This window comes from Stutzerimonas sp. VN223-3, from assembly GCF_045999685.1.
Classification (GTDB): domain Bacteria; phylum Pseudomonadota; class Gammaproteobacteria; order Pseudomonadales; family Pseudomonadaceae; genus Stutzerimonas; species Stutzerimonas stutzeri_AR.
Map to the genome: position 1 here is coordinate 1,376,353 of NZ_RBEC01000002.1, position 18,597 is coordinate 1,394,949.

An 18,597-nucleotide genomic window follows, 5' to 3' on the forward strand; every position below is an offset into this window, starting at 1 on the left:
GTGGATAGGCACATCCGCTTGAGAAGGAATGGTTAGCCAACTTCACGCAGGACGCTTGGCCAGCAGTGCCCACACGCCTGCGGCCGAGAGGAGCGTGCCGCCTGATAGATTGAAGCGACGCTGTGCCTGCGGAGAGGCCAAGAGCTTGCGCGCTGAAGCGGCGAAGACTACATAGAGGCTTGCATTGATTGTGGCCATGACAACGAACGTGACGGCAAGAACCCAAAGCTGGCGCGTTACGCTGGCACCTGGGTTGATGAACTGGGGCAGGAACGCGACGAAGAATACGATGCCCTTCGGATTAAGTGCCGTAACGAAATAGGTATTTGCGAACAACTTCCAGCGGGACTTCGGGGCGGCCGGCGTGGTCAATTCGGCGGACGAGACGCCTGCATGCAGGAGTTTCACGCCGAGGTAAAGCAAGTAAAGGCCGCCCGTCCATTTGACCACGGTGAACCAAAAGGCCGACGTTGCCAACAGGGCACCCAGCCCGAGTAGCGAAACTACCAACGCAGTTGAGTCGCCTAGTGCGACGGCGGCGATAAGCGGGACATTGGCGCGACGGCCGTGGGCCATGGAGTAGCTGATGACCGTAAGGATGGTTGGCCCAGGAATGATGAGAAGAACCGTAGATGCGGCGACAAAGGCGAGCCAGAGTTCAATGGACATAGGATGTTCTCTCTAGAGATAGCTAACGCTTGAATTAACCCCGCCGCAAAGCGGTGTCGGCTTAATGAATTGTCATGCCCTTGCCTCACTCTGACCATTTCGGTTTCCAGACAACATCAGGCCGAGGGGCTCTCCTTTCGGGGTTTATGTTTGCTCCAAGCTCTAACGCCAGAGTTAAGCCGACTTGCGAAGCGGAGCCAACAATGTAGCAATAATTTACATTGATGATGGGGCGAAGCAGTTCGGCGTGAACGAATTGTTAGGCCACAAAGCGGTGGCCGGCTACTTGTAGCGCCTGTACTGCATGCTCAAGATTCTCGGATTTGACCAATATGTAGTCCGTATCGAAAGTACTGGTCGCAAAGATGCCGATAGAGGCACTGGCGAGAGGGCTGAGGAATGAGGCTAGGACGCCAGTCTGATCAAAGGCGAATGGACCATGCACTTTGATCGCGCGCCAAGGTTGATCCACTTTGGTCAAGTCAGTTGCGACGTTCTCTGAGCAGACAATAGAGAGCTCGTCATCCGTCCGGGTGATTGATATGAAGTCGCGTGAGGCCAGAACGGTGCTCGGTACGTCAGCACTCGGTTCTAACCGTGCGACTACAAAGCTTTTGGGAAGTACAGAAAACGATAGTTTCATGGCTTATGATCTAACACTGGAGTTATGCGGCGGCGAGGCCGTCCGCCTTGAATGAGTTGTTAGGCATCGCTTTTTGCCCTCTGCAGCAGGAACACGAACCCGCAGCCACAGCCCGCTGCCACGATGCCCCAAAAGTAAGAGACCGGAATGGCGATCATGGCCCACATTTGTGCCTCGGGCTCAGCTGGATAAATTAGGGACGTGAACGCTACTACTATAGGCACGACAAGCGCACCCAACGCAATGCTGACAAAGACACCGTTCCCGCGTTTACGAAGGTAGGCGGCCCCTAATAAAGCGCCAATGACGCATGCGATAAGCCCCATAGTTTGATACCTAGCGCCGTCAGTTGCAGCGCCTTGTTGAGCGACATATTCACCCTAACTGTACGTTTCTACCGCGAACTCAATAAGACAAAATCCGTGTCCGAATGGATCGGAGAAAGTTATGCATTTTGAACCCTTCCACTCAATACATTCGCTTTCCTGACTCGCGCCTGCTCCCAGTGCACGTTCTGCCGCCTCCACGATGTTGTCCACAACGAAATCCAAATGGACTGGCGTCCAATGCCTGGAATACCGGCGTGTCTCGGAAGTGTTTCGTGCCGAGTTTGAACCGGGAGGGTTTTGCAGAAGATAGATGACCGACGACGTGCCCGTAAGCTCAGCCACATCGTCATCCAACGTACGGTTGTGCTCCAGCCCCAAGGCGGCGCAGTAGAATTCTATCGCTGGCTCGAGTTCCGGGACGTCAATATTCACCACTATTCTCATGGCTCAGCTTCCATTTTCAGCACGCCCAACGTTTGGTTAAGTGGCGGGCTTTAGCCCGTCCCAGTGAGCGAAGCGAGCGGCTCGAACCACTTGTTAGGGCGCGCCGCTCTCACCACGACCTCGCACATTAACCCACACCAACATCACAGAGCCGATGGCGCATATTGATGTTAACCCAACGCCAATTAAAAGCGTGCCGGGCTCGGTACGCAACACTAGCCAGCCTCCACTGAGGTTATGGATTACAATCGTGCCGCAGAAATAAGCCGGAACTAGAAGCAGTAAGGCGCAAACCCACCTACAAAAAGTGCTGATGCAGCAAGAACTGACAGGCAGTAGTGCTGGAAGCCACAACGGTAAGCAAACAAAAGCGCTACACGTTAACCAGAAGAGTTTCGCACGGTTCCCAAACTCTTCAGGCTCAAGAGCATAAGAAGTCGATGCCCCCAGATAAAATACAAATAAACCAAGGGCCAACGCGCCCATCAAAAAGAGTTCTCGCACTGTGATTGGCATGGGAGCCCTAACGTTTGGTTAAGAGGCGAGCTTTAGCCCGCCCTAGCGAGCGGCTTGAACCGTTTGCTAGGTTGCAGTACAAATTAAAAAACCGACCAATCGTACTGCCAACGAAATACAAACCGAATATGGTTGGAACGCCAAGAATGAGGTAAGAGGCAACCCATCCGAGTGATGCCAAAAATCCCCCTAGCCCTAGAGCTTGAAACGGACCGATTTGAAAGGCGATAGGAAGTTGTAAAAGTACAAAGCTTCCTTTCGGATCGCCCCGGATGACAAGTGAAGCAATGATGCAACCGGCAGCCATTACTGCATAGGCCAGGGATAGCGCTGCCCCCTGCTTTGCTGAAGCGTGTGCTCATACGAACCTAACGATTAAGCTAACGGGCGAGCAAAAGCGTAGCTTTCGCGAGTCCAGCGAACGGAGTGAGCGGAAGTTGAGCGCATTGTTAGGCTTCCGGCCACTCGGTTTTGGGGGCTTTGTAGCTAGGAATTAACGCTAGCAATTCTTCCAAATTCGCTTCTCCTGTAATGCAGTACTCACCAGGCGGATAGCTTTCAATTTGAAAGTCATATTGGCCAGGCTGCATTCCTGAAAGGCAGAGTACAGAGAATGTTACGGGTATGCTCCCTATTCGGAAACCTATTCCGTCCCTCTCTTGCTCAGACGAGCCGTATAGCAAAAAACTACTGGCATACTCATTTTTGAGTCGATCTATCAGAGCTTGAATGCCTGCGCTATGCATAAAAGAAAGCCTAACGTTTGGTTAAGGGGCGGGCTTTAGCCCGTCCCAGTGAGCGCAGCGAACGGTTTGAACCACTTGTTAGGCGGTTATTTTTTCACTTTGCTTTCTGTGTATTTTTGGATTTTATTCAATAGCTTCTCGGTGTGCTCAGAAAGCTTGTTGTCGTTATTTTGTTGCCACTGCTCTAGCTTAACTGTTTCGTAGCTTCGACCAATTATTAGTGCTCGTCTCGCATAATCAGAGCCATTTTTGTCAATTTGCTCAAGAATTCTTTGGTATGCATCAATTGCGCGCGCGTGGCCGAACTCTACTTGAAGCTGCCTATACTGATTTGCTGATATTTTATATACGAGTACTGAAAAAATAGCCCTAGAACCAAGGTTAAAAATAGTGCGATTACTGAAGTTTTTTTGAGCATGAATCAATGAAGCCTAACGTTTGGTTAAGGGGCGGGCTTTAGCCCGTCCCAGTGAGCGAAGCGAACGATTTTGAACCAGTTGTTAGAGATTTACCTGCGATGGGTTCGTGGCGCATTAAGCTAAGCTGCTTGGATCAAGCCAGTTGCCGGTTGCCTTGTAGCTAAATTCCAGTTTTTCCGCAGGTGAGGGATTGACAGTGATCAGTAGGGCTGAATCTTTTGCACGTTTAGATATTATCTTTGAGACTTCGCCTGAAATTTCCACTGACGGATCGCCGAAGAACTGTGCGGGGAAGGCAACTTGGATCTCTTTATTTCGAGACTCTGGCCCAGCCGTGAATTTTCCTTGGCATATTTGTGTGCCATTGGTGTATCTCAGGTATTCGCCATTTGCGTTTAAGCCCTTTTCTTTAAGCGGGCTTTGATGTAGGTGTTCCTTCACCAGTGTTAACAGTTGAGTTTCTGTTGGCAAAGTTGTTGGGAGTTTATCGATTAAGGGAACAGCCCATTCGGGAGCCTTCTTTGATGACTGTCTATAATATAGGTGGGATATTAACCATGAAACTAGCCCGCCAAGAAAGAAAAGAAGAAACTCCATGATGACCTCCATGTTTGCTTGTCTCTAACGCTTGGCTCACGCGCCGGTTTGGAGCCGCGAAGCGGCGGAAAATAGGTCGCTGTGCAGCCGTTTGTTATACGATACCCCACCATTCTCTCTCGGGGTTCCAAGCGTAGTCATAATGACTACTAACTTCTTCGCCCATAAGGGTATACGAATAGCTAGCCCTCAATTTATATTTATCGAGACTCTTTATTACAGCTTCAGGGATGCCATTCTCTCGGAAATAAACCAATGTAGGGAAATCTCGGGCCCTGCTGTCGTTCGGTCCCATATTCATACTATTTGAAAATAGCCTCGGAATTTTGATCACTTCACTATCGCGCACCAGAGAAAGCTCCAAATTGAGGCCGCGGCATTCATTTTGGCTAAAGTTCGCGTAATGTAAGACAGTTTGGTGAACGTTTTCGCTCGTTTCTTCAAGGATTCGCCGGTCGTTGTGTACCTGCAATAGAAGCTTCGGTTTTTGAGATTCTTTAAACACTGACAGATTCACGAAGTAGCCGTACACAACAAAAACCGCGGAGACCAAGCCACCTAAGGCGGTAACAATATAGACCACGATCGTAGTTTTATCTGTGAGATCAAAACTCTGATTCGCAACAAAAATCACAGCCACCGTCGCAGCTACAGTCAAGATGGCGGAAAGAATAATAGGTAACTTCATATTGTCCTTTTCGTATAACGTTTGGTTAAGGGGCGGGCTTTAGCCCGTCCCAGCGAGCGGTTTGAACCAGTTGTTATGTGAAATTACACTCGGAACATAATGCATGCGCTGTTTCTTCATCTATTTCAGGGAATAGCTCTTTTAGGTCTTGAGGTTTAGCCAGACTAAGTTTTTGGCATTTTTTTCTAATTTCACGGGCCGAGACAAAGGGGTTTTCTGGTAGTTTATTAACTAGCTCAAGTGCGCGACCGTAAAATTTGTCAGTAGGGACTGGCATTGGATGATTTGTTTGGCTTCTGGAAAGCTCAAGAGAAAAAGCAACTGCAATTCCCTCTTCTAGATAATTTGTGAAGCCTATTGTGGGGTCAAGAAGGTGAATGGTTTCATGTGCTAATTCATATAGAGCTGTGGGCCAATAGTTTGATGCGTTAGAGCTGAGTGAAGCCCAAGCTCCATCACCCTGAACGCTGTTCATAATACAGGGCCTGTCACCTTCAAAGGTTGGCTGGAATATTGTTTTTGTTTGGTCTTTCGCACCAATTAGCTCCTCAGCCTTTTTCAGAAGAAAATTTTGAAGAGCCCACATATCTGGTTTAGATTTTATCGGTGGATATTCTGGAAATTGGTACATAGGCGATATTTCACATAACGTTTGGTTAAGGGGCGGGCTTTAGCCCGTCCCAGTGAGCGAAGCGAACAATTTGAAACACTAGTTAGAGGCTGCACAAGTAGTTCTGTTGTTCAATGTACCAAGACTCAGGATATGGCTGATGATCTTGTTGCTCTGACGTTGTGTATTCACCTAAATCGCTGAACTGATAGTAAATTTGCATAGCTTCGAAATGAGAGTTTGCAAAAAATAGCCAGATGCAGACGCTGCCAGGTTCATTTAGCTCGCGTGCGGAATTACCTGCGGGCCCAAAGGCAATACAAGATGGAAGTAACTCCCCATCGTCACTCGGGCATAGCCAGACTTCGTGGATGTAGCCGCGCAAACTCATTGTTGCCTCTAACGCAAAGTTCAGGGGCGTGCGAAGCACGTCCAACTGCAACGCAATGTTAGGCCGTTAGCCATAGGTCTAAGAGGCTGAATAGTCGTTCAAAGCGTAAAGTTCAAGGTAACCGCATTCAGAGCACCTAAAAGCGCCAATAGGGATCTGCGAGGTAGAACTACGTATTGGCCCTAGCCAAAATGACTTCTCGGGTGGCCCATCATGCCAGTGTGATAATTGAACGCCCTGACCAATGTCGGGAATAAACCCCTGCTCCATGCTGCCACCGCACTTCGCACACTTCCGTTGTTCCATATGTTTAAAATCCCTTCACAGTGCCTAACGTTTGGTTAAGGGGCGGGCTTTAGCCCGTCCCAGTGAGCGAAGCGAGCGATTTGAACCGATGGTTAGGCTTTTCAGGAGAACTCATGGAGTTCACCTTCTGTAATGTTCCACTCTAGAACCTCATGCCTCAGCTCAGCAAATGTTCGGAGTAATTTGCCAAGCCTATTTATCTGTGATGGTTCGGCACGAATACAAAAATCAAATATCTCTCGATCCGGCAGGCTCTGATTATTATTGAAGCGAAGCTGGATAGCACAGCCTCCGGCTGAGTTTGTGTTGAAAACGCGTAGTCGAAAGTAGTAAGCGGTGCGATCTTCTGGAATTTCTGAGCCGATTTCGTGAAGAAAAACATCGCTACTATGGCGCGGGAACTGCTCTAACACGCTTGCCCATTCATGAATGGCTCTCGCATTTTCATAATATTCAAACCCGGCAGACAAGTTGCCGTTTGACGCGCTCACTACCAGATTTAAATGGTAAGGCTCTTCATACGGATGCCTTACGATGCGGAGGTGTGGTTTCATTGTTACGCCTAACGTTTGGTTAAGGGGCGGGCTTTAGCCCGTCCCAGAGAGCGGAGCGAACGATTTGAACCAGTTGTTAAATGACAAGCTCGCGGATAGCCCCAGTGTCATCGACGTATTGAAAGCCGTTGTACACTCTTGATGCGCCGTTCCATGCAGCTGTTGCCGAAACGGGTAAGGCTAGCTGGTTAATAGTTAGAAATTCTTTGAATTCACTGACTGCGTTCTTGCTTGGTTTTGAGGCACCATACCAAACTGAATACCAGTTGCCCTTGTGAAAAACTGAAAAAGATTCCGAACCATCAAATAAGCCTTTGAAGACTTTGCCGTCAGAAAAAACAAAGTGTGCTAACTCAATTTCAATAGCATGCTCTGAAAAGTCTGGATGAGTGTTGGGTATGACGAACTCAAAGCTGTCATAGCCTTCCTCGTCGTTGTGATATACACACCAACGGTTACTCTCTAAGTCGGCGACTGTTAATTCTTCTATGCGTTTTGGCACGGTTCAAGCCATTGTCATTTAACGTTTGGTTAAGGGGCGGGCTTTAGCCCGTCCCAGCGAGCGAAGCGAGGGATTTGAACCAGTTGTTAGGCATGCGGTGATTGGCCTTCTGTTTCAGAGGTTACAATTCCAGGGTCTGTGCAGCGTTTAACAGATAAATGGAGTACCAAAAATGTTGAAGGTGGATTTATGCCTCCCTCCATTCGTTGTTTTTCTGTTGCAGCAAATACAAAGAACCCCTTAGACGATAGCTCCTGAATTTCTTCTTCAAGCTCTTTTGCCGCACGTATCCGCTCAATTGGTTCCAATTCGCTAGCTATATCGCCCCAATCAGATACGTTCTGAATGAAGCCGCCAACCAGATCGACTTCTTCGTCGTTTAGATTGTCGCTGTAATCGGAGTATGTGCCATGGCATGCCATGGCGAGATTTAGTATTTCTTTGCCCGAGCGAATAACTGGAAGCTGAGTTGGTATTTCGCTTTTGATTCGACTAATCCTGACGGGGGAGTTCTGAGGCTTATCAGTTAGCTTTTCTGCAACCCATTTTTCATGATTTGACTTTATGTTATGGAGCACGCTTGCTGTATATGTTTCTTCTTGGTCATCAATCATTTTGTGGTGAACTCTGCATAGCAGCATCAAGTTCGATAGGCTATCTATCTCCTCTGTTGGGAATTCCGGATTGTGCCTTGGGCCTCCTTTTGCGCCAGATATAATATGGCACTCATCTCCCACAACCGATTCGGGATCAGCCGGTGTAGGGTCTATGACAAGTGCTTGTCTGCATATTGCGCATAGGTTGCCGGATTTCCCCCAGAGTATTTTCCGATTTTTATCTGAGATGGACACGTGGGCTTCCTTGAGTATGCCTAACGTTTGGTTAAGGGGCGGGCTTTAGCCCGTCCCAGCGAACGAAGTGAGCGGCTTGAACCGCTTGTTAGGCAGCGGAGCAAATCGGGCTTCGTCGATGAATACCCCACAGTGGCCGAGCTCGAAAAAATCATCAAGCCCGAAATAGGTGGCAGGTTCACACCCGTGCACGGCGCTTGGGCGCCAGCCTGGGCGAAGTTCGGGCGAGAGCCGGCACGGACAACACGGCACACTTTAGTGCTGCGCAAAACGTTCAGATTAATGATTGAAGCACCGGGCGCTAAACCAACTTTCATACTGTGCAAATGCCAGAAAAGAAATGACGCCTAACGTTTGGTTAAGGGGCGGGCTTTAGCCCGTCCCAGAGAGCGAAGCGAACGATTTGAACCGCTTGTTAGGCGTTTACTCTGCTTTGCGCTTCGGATGTTTAAAAACCTGCGAGTAGGTATTTTGCCAAAGCTGATCTTGCACGCAGCCTATTAAGCTCCGGTGTGCGGCCTCCTCTAGAATATTTTCTATGGCTTCGTCAGGTATTAGTACGCGGTGCGATTGCCTAGCACCTATGCAAACAGGACAGCCATCTTCAATTGAATAATTCGACAAACTTGACGATACCCAGCCAATTCGCCGAGGAAATCGCTTGTATTTCCAGAGATGGGAGATTTGCTCCGCCACCGTTATTTTTTTGTAGGGGTATAGAATGCTGAAGCTCGATAAGTGAACATCATGTGAGGACAGGTTTCTGACAAATATATATATACCTGATTTTAGGTCCTCTCCCTTGCCCTCAATTCCGAATATTAAATCAACTTTTATTTTTGGTTTTGACTGAAAGACATTCCAAAAAAATACCAGTGTAGATAAGCAAGCAGCATAGATAGCGAGGTAGTCCGTTGTTTTCAATTTATATGCATCCTGCCGTATTTTTCAGTGCTTTGCGCCTAACGTTTGGTTAAGGGGCCGGCTTCGCCGGTCCCAGCGAGCGGAGCGAGCGATTTGAACCAATTGTTAGGCAATAGGTATCGAGTCGAACGCAAGACATGCTGCCAACGCCGAGCTCGCCCGGCGGTGCGCACGGCGTGTCGGCTTTGGCCCCGGAAGTTATTTGTGATGTGCGCATTTCCTGAAAGCAACTCCTTTGCGGGCCACAAATAACGGCCTCTACTACCAGGCGACCATTCGATTCAGGAACACCGCGCTGATGCGGCGATTGTGTTTCCTGACTCGGTGCTGAACAACCCATTTCGCTCTTGCGCCTAACGATAAGCTAACGGGCGGCCAAAAGCGTAGCTTTTGGACGTCCAGCGAACGAAGTGAGCGATAGTTGAGCGCATTGTTAGGTGGCATACTCCTGGCTTAGCTCAAGAGATAGTGCTAATGCTATATCTACTTCGGCTCGTGCTTGCTGAGATTGTTCGGCGCTATGCCAAATTACATTGCCTGAGTTCCAACATAAGAATAATGCTGCCTCCAATATTTTGGTGCATATGGATGGCATGCCAGAAAGCTCGATAGACCAACCTTGCGGGGTAAAGTGAATAAATTGATTTCTGAGCTCTAGCAGTACTTCAATGCTTCTGTCTAACTCTGGGTCTTGAGGGAGAGCTTGGCTGTGAACATAGAAGCTCATAATCTCATTGTTTTTAACCTTTTCATAAAGGTTGGGGAAGTGGTCTAGTCTCTCAGGTGGCCATTGCTTACCTGCCTCATGTGCCTTTAGGCATTTTGCTGCCAGCGCATCTGGCATGACCCTAAGATTATTTCCAGCTCGCAGAGACATAACCATCGCGCCTTGCATCGCGTTATGCAGAGCGATCACAACCCACTTCCAATACTCAAGGTCATCGCGGACGGAGGTCAGCATTTGATGAACCATGCGGACTGATGAAATGAACTCTTGCTTTTCGTCGGTTCTAAGCCAGCGAGTCATTTTCTAGTGCCACCTAACTATAATTAGACACCAAATGGTGCATAAAATGCCGAACGGGCTTGGTGTATAACATTCCTTGTCATTGGAACTCTCCTTGTCTAGGCTGGGCGCTTCCGAGTGACGATGAATGTATAAGGGAGTTATACACCATGGATGGAAAGCCGCGATTGCTGGATCAGGTGCGGGAGCAGATCAGGCTCAAACACTACTCGATCAGAACTGAACGTGTCTATTGCGAGTGGGTTAAACGCTACGTTCGCTTTCACCAATATCGACATCCGGTCGAAATGGGCGCGCCGGAAGTGGAAGCCTTTCTTTCTGATCTTGCGGTTCGCCGTGATGTATCTGCTTCAACGCAGAATCAGGCGTTAGCCGCGTTGCTGTTTCTCTATAAGCAAGTCCTCAAGCAGGATCTACCTTGGCTAGGCGAGGTGGTGCGTGCAAAAAAGCCAGCTCGGTTACCGGTTGTGCTCTCGATGGAAGAGGTGCATCAGATATTAGGGCGGCTGAACGGCGAGGTCGGGCTTGTAGCTCGGCTTCTGTACGGCGGGGGTTTGCGTCTTATGGAAGGGGTTCGGCTGAGGGTCAAGGATGTCGATTTCGCTCGCAACGAAATCATCGTTCGGGACGGCAAAGGCCAGAAAGATCGCGTGACCGTCATGCCTGCAAGTCTGGTTGCGCCGCTTAAACAGCATATGGCCCGCGTGCAGTTTATCCATCGCCAAGAACTGGCCGAGAACAGGGGAGACGTATATCTGCCCGACGCTTTGGCGCGTAAATATCCAAAGGCGCCATGGGAGTGGGCCTGGCAGTACTTGTTTCCCGCGCCGGGTCCCTCTGTCGATCCGCGCAGCGGAGCTGTACGTCGACATCATCTTGACGAGAAGCGCGTGCAGCGGGCCTTCAAGCGAGCTGTGAAGGAATCCGGGATAGCCAAGTTGGCGACCCCTCATACGTTGCGGCACAGCTTTGCGACTCATCTGTTGGAAAGTGGGCAGGATATCCGCACCGTGCAGGAGCTGTTGGGGCACGCCGATGTAAAAACGACGATGATTTATACCCATGTGCTCAACCGTGGTGGTTTGGCGGTGCTGAGCCCTTTGGATCGGATGTGACTACGTGGGCGAAGGCGTAATGCCGTGCTGAAAGGTGTGCCATGACACGTTAACCATACGGCTATCGATTGGCAGGCAGGTGAGTTGCCTATCGACACAGGCTCGACTGAGCCCGAGCGATTCTGAATGTTGACCTGAGTATGTGAGGGAGAAATCAACGCGCGCGATCTACGGCTTCTCGAGAGCGCGTCGCGTTGTCTGTCGCATTCGATGCTTCCGGCTCGGCTGCAGCGGGCTCGGCGGAAGGCTCGCTGGACGGTGCCGCTGTAGGCGTGCCGATGCTTTGGTTAGCAGCACGGCAGGTCAGTTCAGCGAACGGCTCGTCAGGGGAGTAGTCACCGGGTACCCGCTCGACCCGTTGAGTGTTTGGCGTCACGGTGAATACGGGCGGGGCGGAGGTGTCTGCCCGTGCCTCGGCAGGCACGTGGAACTCGCAGGTCACCGTCTCGCCAGTCTTGTTCATGACCTTTACCGCCCGAATCCCCACCAGTTCGCCGCCGGCCTCGGTCGTTTCGGTCGGCACGCCCATGGCGCTGACCTCGACATCCAGGCCGTTCAGGTGCGTGATCACTTCGGGCTTCGGCGTCTGGGCGAATGCAGGCTGCGCGCAGAGCGCAATGCCAAGGGCGATGAGCAGTGGCTTGGTCATAGAACCTCCTTGAGTCGATGCCTGCTTAGAAGGGTTCGATGGGTAAGGGTTCGGTTCTTCCCGCAGGGATTGATTGCAAAAGATTGAATCGTCATCGAAATGTGATCGCGAAAGCGCGCTTCGTCTCGCTCGGGTGTTGCCGTGGCATTGAGCGGTAATGGCAGCGCGACGATCACGTCGATGCGCCATGGGTGTCGGCGCATGCCGGGTTATTTTGTTGTTTTGAGATTGCGCGCATAGAGCGCTTTTCCGCCAGTTGAAGTGGTTCCGCGTGACTCCAGTTCGAAGCGCTTGGGTTGGGATTTGATCAAGTCGCTTAGCTTCTTGAACCCGTAGAGACGCGGGTCGAACGCAGGGCGGAGCTTGCCGATGTTGGCGCCTAACGCACCCAGATGGACCCAGTCATCCTCATCGTCGGCAATATCGCTGAGCACCTTGGCGATGAAATCCACGGGCACCTTTTGCGATTTGACCTGGGTGCTCTTGTCGGCGGCCTTGGCTTCCTCTTCGATCTTTTCGATTGGTGCCGGCATGGGTGATCTGTCGCCGTTGTTCGGCGGCTCCTGCGAGGACTTGGGCGCGTCGGCACGGAGGATTTCGGTATAGATGAACTTGTCGCAGGCGGAGACGAAGGGCGAGGGCGTCTTCTGTTCGCCAAAGCCATAGACGGTCAGGCCTTCTTCGCGGATGCGCGCGGCCAGGCGGGTGAAGTCGCTGTCGCTGGATACCAGGCAGAAGCCGTCGAAGCGCCGGGTGTACAGCAGGTCCATGGCGTCGATGATCAGCGAGCTGTCGGTGGCGTTCTTTCCGGCGGTGTAGGCGAATTGCTGGATCGGTTGGATTGAGTAGTCGAGCAGCACTTTTTTCCAGCTGCCGAGGTTGGGCTTGGTCCAATCGCCGTAGATGCGTTTGACGCTGGCGACGCCGTACTTGGCGATTTCTTCAAACAGGCCCTCGACGATGGCTGCGGGCGCGTTGTCGGCGTCGATGAGGACGGCGAGGTGGGTCTGTTGGCGGGTGCTGTTGGGCTTGGCGGCCATAGGGTCGTCCCTGAATGGGTTTCGTCGACCTTAACGTCAGTGACGGGGCGCCGGCCATAGGCAATGTCTCGTTTGGGTGCGACGCACTGGGCAAAGCCGCAAACCAAGCAGTGTGGGTGTCTCGTGCAGTTACTGAGGAATCACTCCGAAGCCGCGAGCCATCAGGGCGGCCAGCAACGGGATCAGCAATAAGGCGAGCAGTTCGATGCGGATGATCAGCTTCACCCAACGTGTCGTGGTCGGGCTGATCGCTGGAACCTGACCGGCCTTCAATGCAGGGCGCCACTTGAGGAAGGTGACGGTGGGGTAGATCGACAGCAGGGCCACGACCACGAACAGCCCGATCTTGGCGTGAAAGAAGCTGTTATTGATGTAGTAGTCGAACCCCTTGCCGTAGCGCATGGCGCGCGCCGCACCTGTGACCAGCACCAGGCCGGCGACGATGCCGAAGGCAGTGTCGGCGCGTAACAGGCTGCGTGCCCGCTTGAAGTCCAGCGGCTGACTGAACAACTGATGTTCGAGGGTCAGTAGGGCGAAGAGCAGGAAGATCGCCACGAAGTGTAGGTAGGCGGCGACGGCATAGGCCATGTTCAGTGTCCTTTCGATGGTGCGGCCGCGGGTGCGGCATGAGTCGAGGTAAACCATTGTTGCTGGCGTTGCAGGCGTCGGGCGATGCTGCCCAAACAAATGCCACGCAGAAGCATGAAGGCGAGAAAGGCCAACCACAATCCGTGATTGCCCATTCCCCGCAACAGCCAGCCCAATGGTAGCGAAATCGCAACGGCCAGGAGCATCGCGTTGCGCATTTCACGTGCACGGGTGGCACCGATGAAAAGGCCATCGAGCAGGTAACTCCAGACGGCTACCAGCGGAAGCGCCGCCAGATACGGCAAATAAGTTATTGCCGTTTCGCGCACTGCAGGGATGTCAGTCTGCAGGCCGATGAACAGCTCGCCGCCGAGCAGGAAGAACAGGCCAAAGGCGATGCTCGCCAGCAGTGACCAGCCGCCGGCGACGATCAGGATACGACGCAGCTCGATACGGCTCTGCGCACCGATGGCGTGGCCAGTGAGCGCTTCTACTGCATGAGCCAGCCCGTCGAGCGCATGGGCGGTGAGCATCAAGCCGTTGAGCAGCAGCGCGTTGGCTGCAACCGTGGCATCGCCTAGGCGGGTGCCCTGTACGGTGACCAGAAAAAACACCAGTTGCAGGGCCAGCGAGCGCAGAAAAATGTCGCGGTTTACCGACATCAGCGGCTTCCAGCTCGCCCAGTGGCGCATGGCCTTGCTGTCCAGACAACCTCGATAGCGCAACAGGGCGCCGCGGGTCAGGGCCAGGCCGACCAGCACACCGCTCCATTCGGCGATGACCGACGCGCGCGCGGCACCGGCCACGCCCCAGTCCAGGCCGATGACGAACCAGAGGTCGAGCGCGACGTTGATCAGGTTGGTGGTGAGCAGGATCGCCAGTGGCGCGCGAGCGTTCTGGGTGCCGAGAAACCAGCCGATCAGCGCCAGACTCGCCAGTGCCGCGGGCAGGCCGAACAGGCGAATAAGGAAGTAGTCCTGCGTCAGGCTGTCGAGCTCGGCGGACGGCTGCATCAGCTGCAGCGCATACTCTTTGAGCGGCAGCGCGACCAGGCTCAGCAACAAGGCGAAACCGAGTGCGAGCAGCAGGCCTTGCAACAACACCTGTCGCAGCGCGCCGCCGTCCTCACGCCCCGCCGCTTGGGCAGCGAAGCCGGTGGTGCCCATGCGCAGGAAGCCCATGACCCAGACCAGCAATGTGTAAAGGCTACCGCCCACCGCGACCGAAGCCAACTGATGCGCATGCGGCAAATGGCCAATCACGGCGCTGTCGACCAGCGCCACCAGCGGCACGGAAAGGTTGGAAAGAATCATCGGTGCAGCCAATGCCCAGACCCGTTTATGGGTGGGCGCGTGCTGCCAGGCGGTCAACAGCCGTGACATGAAGAGGCTCCAAAACAGCCGGAAATCATACGTTGGCGCGACGAAAGCGACTAGCGAGAGGGCTGCAAAGGGCGAAACGGCCGAGGAAAAGGGGGGGGGCGGACGAACGATCAAGTCATCAAGGCATTACAAACAAAACATCTGATTGTCCGCCCCGCTTGCCTGAGCTCGCAGTCTTTTCTCCATCAATGAATCAACCAGCTCAACAGCCAAAGTCCGAGAAACAGGTAAATCACGCCGGCGATGATCGAGCGTCGGAAGAAGGCGCGAGCGGCGGCCACCAGAAACATCAGGCCGATCGCCAGGGCGATCAGGCTGATCAGCGAACGATCCATGCCCAAGGTTCGCGAAAGGCCCTCCAGAAAGTTCGCCCCGGCATCGGCGAACAATCCGAAGAGGCCGCTGAGTGCATCGACGATGTAGCGGATTACCGTGCCGAGCGCTTGGCCCAGCCATTCGAAAAAACCTTCCACCCGCATGTCTTTCTCCTGCCGTTCGATCCGGGGCTGCAAGCGCAGCCGTTCCTTGGGGCATTGGGCTATCAATCCGTCTGCCAGTTCCCACGGCCCGGATTGAACCGGCGTTTTGCCGGCAGGTCAGTACAGGCTGATCGGCTCCTGTGTTGTGTGCCGTCATGCAATTGCAACCCTTTGCGAGTAGGCTGTCCGCCGATGCTCTAGCGAGAAAAGACGATGCCGATTTTTACCAACGCGCAGTCACGGTGGTTGCCAAGCGCGCGCCCGAAAGCCTGGGCCCTGGGTATGCTGGGCGCCGGTTTGCTTTACGCCGCTGCGACATTTCATCTGGATGAACGGGTGTTTTATGGGCTGAAATCCGCCTGGTACGAGAACAGCTGGGAAGCACGCAGCCTGTGGCTCCCCGAGTACAACGTGCGCGTCGAGGCGCAGCCGGTGGCGTCGATTTCCAATAACTTGTCCGGGCTGACCTTCGATGATGGGCGCAATCATCTTTGGGCTGTGGTGAACAACCCAGAGTTACTGGTCGCGCTGGATCAGGATGGCAACTTTCTTGAGCGTTACCCCTTGCAGGGTTTCACCGATGTCGAGGGCATCACCTACCTGGGCGACAACCTGTTGGCGGTTGTCGAAGAACGCAGTCAGTCGGTGGTAATCATGCCGGTGCCGGATCGTCCCGGTACGTTGCAGCGCGAGGACTATGCGTCGGTCTCGCTGGCGCTGGGCGAGGAAGACAATGCCGGTTTCGAAGGCGTTGGCTACGATCGCGCCGGTGATCGGTTGTTCGTGGTGAAAGAGCATTCGCCGCGCAAGCTTTATGAAATCCAGGGCATCAAGGCCAGCCTGAACGGCCAGTTGGACCTGAAGATCATCGACCGCGAATCATGGATCGAGGACACGGACATGGCTACCGACCTCGCCTCCGTGCACTTCGACGAGCGAACCGGCCATCTTGTGCTGCTCAGCGACGAAGCGAAGATGATGTTGGAACTCGACAGCGAAGGCGGGCTGGTCAGCTTCCGTTCGCTGTGGAGCGGCTTTGCCGGCCTCGAAAACAGCGTGCCGCAAGCCGAGGGCATGACCTTCGATGCGCGGGGCGATCTATACCTCGTCAGCGAACCCAACCTGTTTTACGCGTTCGAGCGCAAATAGCTTGTTTCGACCGCCGCGCTCAGCCGCGGCGGATCATCCACACGCCACCGAAGATCAGCACCAGCCCGGCAACCTTGCCGACGCTGATCGATGACTGACGAAAACCCGCCCAGCCGAAGTGATCGAGCAGCAGCGCCATCCCCAACTGCCCAGCCAGCACCAACGCCATGAACAGCAACGCGCCAATGCGCGGGCCGGCGAACGCCGCCGTGGCGATGAAAAACATGCCGAGTAGGCCGGCGCACCAGTGGTACCAGTGCAAACCCTTCAGTGCCTGAATCGAGGGCATATCGCGCTGGACCAGAACGACAAAGATCAACGCCACGGTGCCTACGGCAAATGAAAGCATCGCCGCGCTCATGACGCTGGTCAGGTGTTTGGCCACTTGTCCGTTGATTCCGGCCTGCAGCGGCAGAAACGCCCCGGCAATCAAAGGCAGAACGAGAAGCCACCAGGCTACGACAGGCATGCGAATTTACTCCGATGATTACAAAGACAACCCTGCCAGGACGGCAGGCCAGAGATCGATGATGAACCCCAGCTCTCGGGGCAATTTGCAGGTGTTTCGTTACTACGCTCCACCTTTTGGCGAGCCCATGGATCATTAATGGGCTGTTGCGCCAGTATTCGCCACGAAGCGCGCCTCCCACGGTTCGGCATGGTCTCTAGCTTTGTGTAGAAATCCCGCCCTCGGGGCGAAGCGTTTACCCTTTGTCGGCAGTTCGAAGCCCGCCACTGCAGCAGGCCGGGTTCGGAACGGACTGCAGTCTACTGCGGTGGATATTGCGCAAGCACCTTGGCGACGGTCTCGCGGAACATTCCGGCGCGCTCCTGAGGACTGCCAGGATCGTCGCGCAAGACTTGTTCAGCACTGCCGCGCCAGACCAGCTTGCCGTCCTCGGCATCGTAAAAATCTACCTGCAGGGTACCGACCTGGTAGTGAATGGTGCGGGTGTCGGTGATCATCGGCCCGCCCCAGAAACCATGCCACGGGCTGCCCCAGGCTCCCATCGACGTGGACGTATATTGCTGGGAGCGCTCGTCGACGATGAACCAGGCCTGTATCAGCACATCCGGCTGGCTGCCGGACTGAGCCTGGCGCAGACCGCGCTGGTCGAGCTGTTCGCTGACCGCGCTACGGATGCGCTGCTCGGTGAGGTCGCTCTTGATCCGCGGATCATCCGGGCGGTACTGCAGCGCCGGCTCCTGCCAGCTCCAGGTCCGGTAGGCGGAGAAGTCGCGCTGCGGATCGAAGTCACGTTGCACCTGAGTGCTCTGGCAGGCGGCCAGCAGCAACAACAGGGGAAGCATCAGTAATGAACGGAACATTTCGGTTCTCCTCGCGATAGGGGCATGCAGGCTCAGCGCGGTGGATAGTCGGCAAGGGCGTTATTCACGGCTTGACGCGCGGCATCCTTGCGTTCGGCCTGATTGCTGCCGCTACGGGCTTCGGCGCGGTTGCTCCAGATGGCCTGGCCTGAGCTGCTGTCATACATCTCGACGTACACCGAGACCACCTCTTCTTCGTAGGTGCGCATTATCGGCGCACTGGTCCCAATGCCATAACCGCTGCCGTAACCGCCGTAATGACCAGCCCCGATATGAGGGCCGTAATCGTCATACGTCTGCCGCACACGCGTCTCCATGTTGGCTCGAGCACTGATCTGCACGTCGCCCTTGGTATTCTCTGGCGCAGGCCGCAGGCCGCGCTGATCGAGGGCGCCGGCGACCATTTCCTGAAGTTCTTCCCCGGCGAGCGAGGCCGTGCCAGGCGGTGGATTGCGCCAGCTCCAGCTCTGATAACTGGAAAAATCCCGCGGTGCCGCAGGGTACACCGGAGACTGGATCTGCTCGACGGGCGGCGCGGGCGGAATCGGCGCGGATTCGCTGGTGTACGGATTATTGCTCTGGCAGGCCACGAGACTTAGGCAGAGCAGCGGCAGGGCAGCGCGGGTAAACATGAAATACCTCCCGGCCGG

The 18,597-nt window shown here is 53.9% G+C and carries 19 protein-coding genes and 1 pseudogene; 2 read left to right on the top strand and 18 right to left on the bottom strand.

Going from position 1 to position 18,597, the window contains the following annotated elements:
* Positions 1-42: 42 nt before the first annotated feature.
* From D7241_RS14995 to D7241_RS15040, 10 genes are all read right to left on the bottom strand, one after another.
* Complete coding sequence (locus tag D7241_RS14995) at positions 43-669, bottom strand: LysE family translocator (RefSeq protein ID WP_408102176.1); 627 nt, start codon at positions 667-669, stop codon at positions 43-45.
* Between the two features lie 259 nt (positions 670-928).
* Positions 929-1,312 carry an ACT domain-containing protein gene (locus D7241_RS15000; RefSeq protein ID WP_408102177.1) on the bottom strand — a complete coding sequence of 128 codons (384 nt, stop codon included), beginning with the start codon at positions 1,310-1,312 and terminating at the stop codon, positions 929-931.
* Positions 1,313-1,692: 380 nt separating this feature from the next.
* A complete protein-coding gene (locus D7241_RS15005) occupies positions 1,693-2,085 on the bottom strand; it encodes a VOC family protein (protein WP_408102178.1) in 393 nt (130 codons plus the stop codon).
* A 1,795-nt stretch (positions 2,086-3,880) separates the two neighbouring features.
* On the bottom strand, positions 3,881-4,363 hold the full coding sequence (locus D7241_RS15010; protein WP_408102179.1) for a hypothetical protein: 483 nt from the start codon (positions 4,361-4,363) through the stop codon (positions 3,881-3,883).
* A 94-nt stretch (positions 4,364-4,457) separates the two neighbouring features.
* Positions 4,458-5,051 (bottom strand): hypothetical protein, encoded by a 594-nt coding sequence (locus tag D7241_RS15015; RefSeq protein WP_408102180.1) that lies wholly within the window; start codon positions 5,049-5,051, stop codon positions 4,458-4,460.
* A gap of 73 nt (positions 5,052-5,124) precedes the next feature.
* Positions 5,125-5,682, bottom strand: coding sequence for a hypothetical protein (locus D7241_RS15020; protein WP_408102181.1), 558 nt, complete (start codon positions 5,680-5,682; stop codon positions 5,125-5,127).
* Between the two features lie 777 nt (positions 5,683-6,459).
* Positions 6,460-6,912 carry a hypothetical protein gene (locus D7241_RS15025; RefSeq protein ID WP_408102182.1) on the bottom strand — a complete coding sequence of 151 codons (453 nt, stop codon included), beginning with the start codon at positions 6,910-6,912 and terminating at the stop codon, positions 6,460-6,462.
* 76 nt (positions 6,913-6,988) lie between these two features.
* Positions 6,989-7,414 (bottom strand): hypothetical protein, encoded by a 426-nt coding sequence (locus tag D7241_RS15030; protein WP_408102183.1) that lies wholly within the window; start codon positions 7,412-7,414, stop codon positions 6,989-6,991.
* Between the two features lie 86 nt (positions 7,415-7,500).
* Complete coding sequence (locus D7241_RS15035; RefSeq protein WP_408102184.1) at positions 7,501-8,265, bottom strand: HNH endonuclease signature motif containing protein; 765 nt, start codon at positions 8,263-8,265, stop codon at positions 7,501-7,503.
* A 1,357-nt stretch (positions 8,266-9,622) separates the two neighbouring features.
* A complete protein-coding gene (locus tag D7241_RS15040) occupies positions 9,623-10,216 on the bottom strand; it encodes a hypothetical protein (protein WP_273265930.1) in 594 nt (197 codons plus the stop codon).
* 149 nt (positions 10,217-10,365) lie between these two features.
* Between D7241_RS15040 and D7241_RS15045 the strand changes: the two genes are divergently transcribed.
* Complete coding sequence (locus D7241_RS15045; RefSeq protein ID WP_408102185.1) at positions 10,366-11,331, top strand: integron integrase; 966 nt, start codon at positions 10,366-10,368, stop codon at positions 11,329-11,331.
* A 280-nt stretch (positions 11,332-11,611) separates the two neighbouring features.
* Here D7241_RS15045 and D7241_RS15050 read toward each other — a convergent pair.
* From D7241_RS15050 to D7241_RS15070, 5 genes and pseudogenes are all read right to left on the bottom strand, one after another.
* A pseudogene (locus D7241_RS15050) lies at positions 11,612-11,980 on the bottom strand (hypothetical protein); the annotation flags it as partial.
* A 209-nt stretch (positions 11,981-12,189) separates the two neighbouring features.
* Positions 12,190-13,020 carry an NYN domain-containing protein gene (locus D7241_RS15055; RefSeq protein WP_408102186.1) on the bottom strand — a complete coding sequence of 277 codons (831 nt, stop codon included), beginning with the start codon at positions 13,018-13,020 and terminating at the stop codon, positions 12,190-12,192.
* 129 nt (positions 13,021-13,149) lie between these two features.
* Positions 13,150-13,608 (bottom strand): DUF2214 family protein, encoded by a 459-nt coding sequence (locus D7241_RS15060; protein ID WP_408102187.1) that lies wholly within the window; start codon positions 13,606-13,608, stop codon positions 13,150-13,152.
* A gap of 2 nt (positions 13,609-13,610) precedes the next feature.
* A complete protein-coding gene (locus D7241_RS15065; protein WP_408102188.1) occupies positions 13,611-14,990 on the bottom strand; it encodes an MATE family efflux transporter in 1,380 nt (459 codons plus the stop codon).
* Positions 14,991-15,175: 185 nt separating this feature from the next.
* Positions 15,176-15,469 carry a hypothetical protein gene (locus D7241_RS15070; RefSeq protein WP_255983287.1) on the bottom strand — a complete coding sequence of 98 codons (294 nt, stop codon included), beginning with the start codon at positions 15,467-15,469 and terminating at the stop codon, positions 15,176-15,178.
* Between the two features lie 213 nt (positions 15,470-15,682).
* Here D7241_RS15070 and D7241_RS15075 point away from each other — a divergent pair, with 213 nt between their 5' ends.
* Positions 15,683-16,618 (top strand): SdiA-regulated domain-containing protein, encoded by a 936-nt coding sequence (locus tag D7241_RS15075; RefSeq protein WP_408102189.1) that lies wholly within the window; start codon positions 15,683-15,685, stop codon positions 16,616-16,618.
* A 19-nt stretch (positions 16,619-16,637) separates the two neighbouring features.
* Here D7241_RS15075 and D7241_RS15080 read toward each other — a convergent pair whose 3' ends face one another.
* The 3 genes from D7241_RS15080 to D7241_RS15090 form a co-directional block, all read right to left on the bottom strand.
* Positions 16,638-17,087, bottom strand: a complete 450-nt coding sequence (locus D7241_RS15080; RefSeq protein WP_408102190.1) for a DMT family transporter — start codon at positions 17,085-17,087, stop codon at positions 16,638-16,640.
* Between the two features lie 299 nt (positions 17,088-17,386).
* Complete coding sequence (locus tag D7241_RS15085) at positions 17,387-17,947, bottom strand: DUF4136 domain-containing protein (protein WP_255983268.1); 561 nt, start codon at positions 17,945-17,947, stop codon at positions 17,387-17,389.
* Between the two features lie 32 nt (positions 17,948-17,979).
* Positions 17,980-18,579 carry a DUF4136 domain-containing protein gene (locus D7241_RS15090; protein WP_408102191.1) on the bottom strand — a complete coding sequence of 200 codons (600 nt, stop codon included), beginning with the start codon at positions 18,577-18,579 and terminating at the stop codon, positions 17,980-17,982.
* Positions 18,580-18,597: the final 18 nt, after the last annotated feature.

Coding starts and splice junctions, on each gene's coding strand:
- D7241_RS15045 (WP_408102185.1), top strand. CDS start 10,366: ATGGATGGAAAGCCGCGATTGCTGGATCAGGTGCGGGAGCAGATCAGG.
- D7241_RS15040 (WP_273265930.1), bottom strand. CDS start 10,216: ATGACTCGCTGGCTTAGAACCGACGAAAAGCAAGAGTTCATTTCATCA.
- D7241_RS15010 (WP_408102179.1), bottom strand. CDS start 4,363: ATGGAGTTTCTTCTTTTCTTTCTTGGCGGGCTAGTTTCATGGTTAATA.
- D7241_RS15060 (WP_408102187.1), bottom strand. CDS start 13,608: ATGGCCTATGCCGTCGCCGCCTACCTACACTTCGTGGCGATCTTCCTG.
- D7241_RS14995 (WP_408102176.1), bottom strand. CDS start 669: ATGTCCATTGAACTCTGGCTCGCCTTTGTCGCCGCATCTACGGTTCTT.
- D7241_RS15075 (WP_408102189.1), top strand. CDS start 15,683: ATGCCGATTTTTACCAACGCGCAGTCACGGTGGTTGCCAAGCGCGCGC.
- D7241_RS15055 (WP_408102186.1), bottom strand. CDS start 13,020: ATGGCCGCCAAGCCCAACAGCACCCGCCAACAGACCCACCTCGCCGTC.
- D7241_RS15065 (WP_408102188.1), bottom strand. CDS start 14,990: ATGTCACGGCTGTTGACCGCCTGGCAGCACGCGCCCACCCATAAACGG.
- D7241_RS15080 (WP_408102190.1), bottom strand. CDS start 17,087: ATGCCTGTCGTAGCCTGGTGGCTTCTCGTTCTGCCTTTGATTGCCGGG.
- D7241_RS15085 (WP_255983268.1), bottom strand. CDS start 17,947: ATGTTCCGTTCATTACTGATGCTTCCCCTGTTGTTGCTGCTGGCCGCC.
- D7241_RS15020 (WP_408102181.1), bottom strand. CDS start 5,682: ATGTACCAATTTCCAGAATATCCACCGATAAAATCTAAACCAGATATG.
- D7241_RS15015 (WP_408102180.1), bottom strand. CDS start 5,051: ATGAAGTTACCTATTATTCTTTCCGCCATCTTGACTGTAGCTGCGACG.
- D7241_RS15005 (WP_408102178.1), bottom strand. CDS start 2,085: ATGAGAATAGTGGTGAATATTGACGTCCCGGAACTCGAGCCAGCGATA.
- D7241_RS15000 (WP_408102177.1), bottom strand. CDS start 1,312: ATGAAACTATCGTTTTCTGTACTTCCCAAAAGCTTTGTAGTCGCACGG.
- D7241_RS15025 (WP_408102182.1), bottom strand. CDS start 6,912: ATGAAACCACACCTCCGCATCGTAAGGCATCCGTATGAAGAGCCTTAC.
- D7241_RS15090 (WP_408102191.1), bottom strand. CDS start 18,579: ATGTTTACCCGCGCTGCCCTGCCGCTGCTCTGCCTAAGTCTCGTGGCC.
- D7241_RS15070 (WP_255983287.1), bottom strand. CDS start 15,469: ATGCGGGTGGAAGGTTTTTTCGAATGGCTGGGCCAAGCGCTCGGCACG.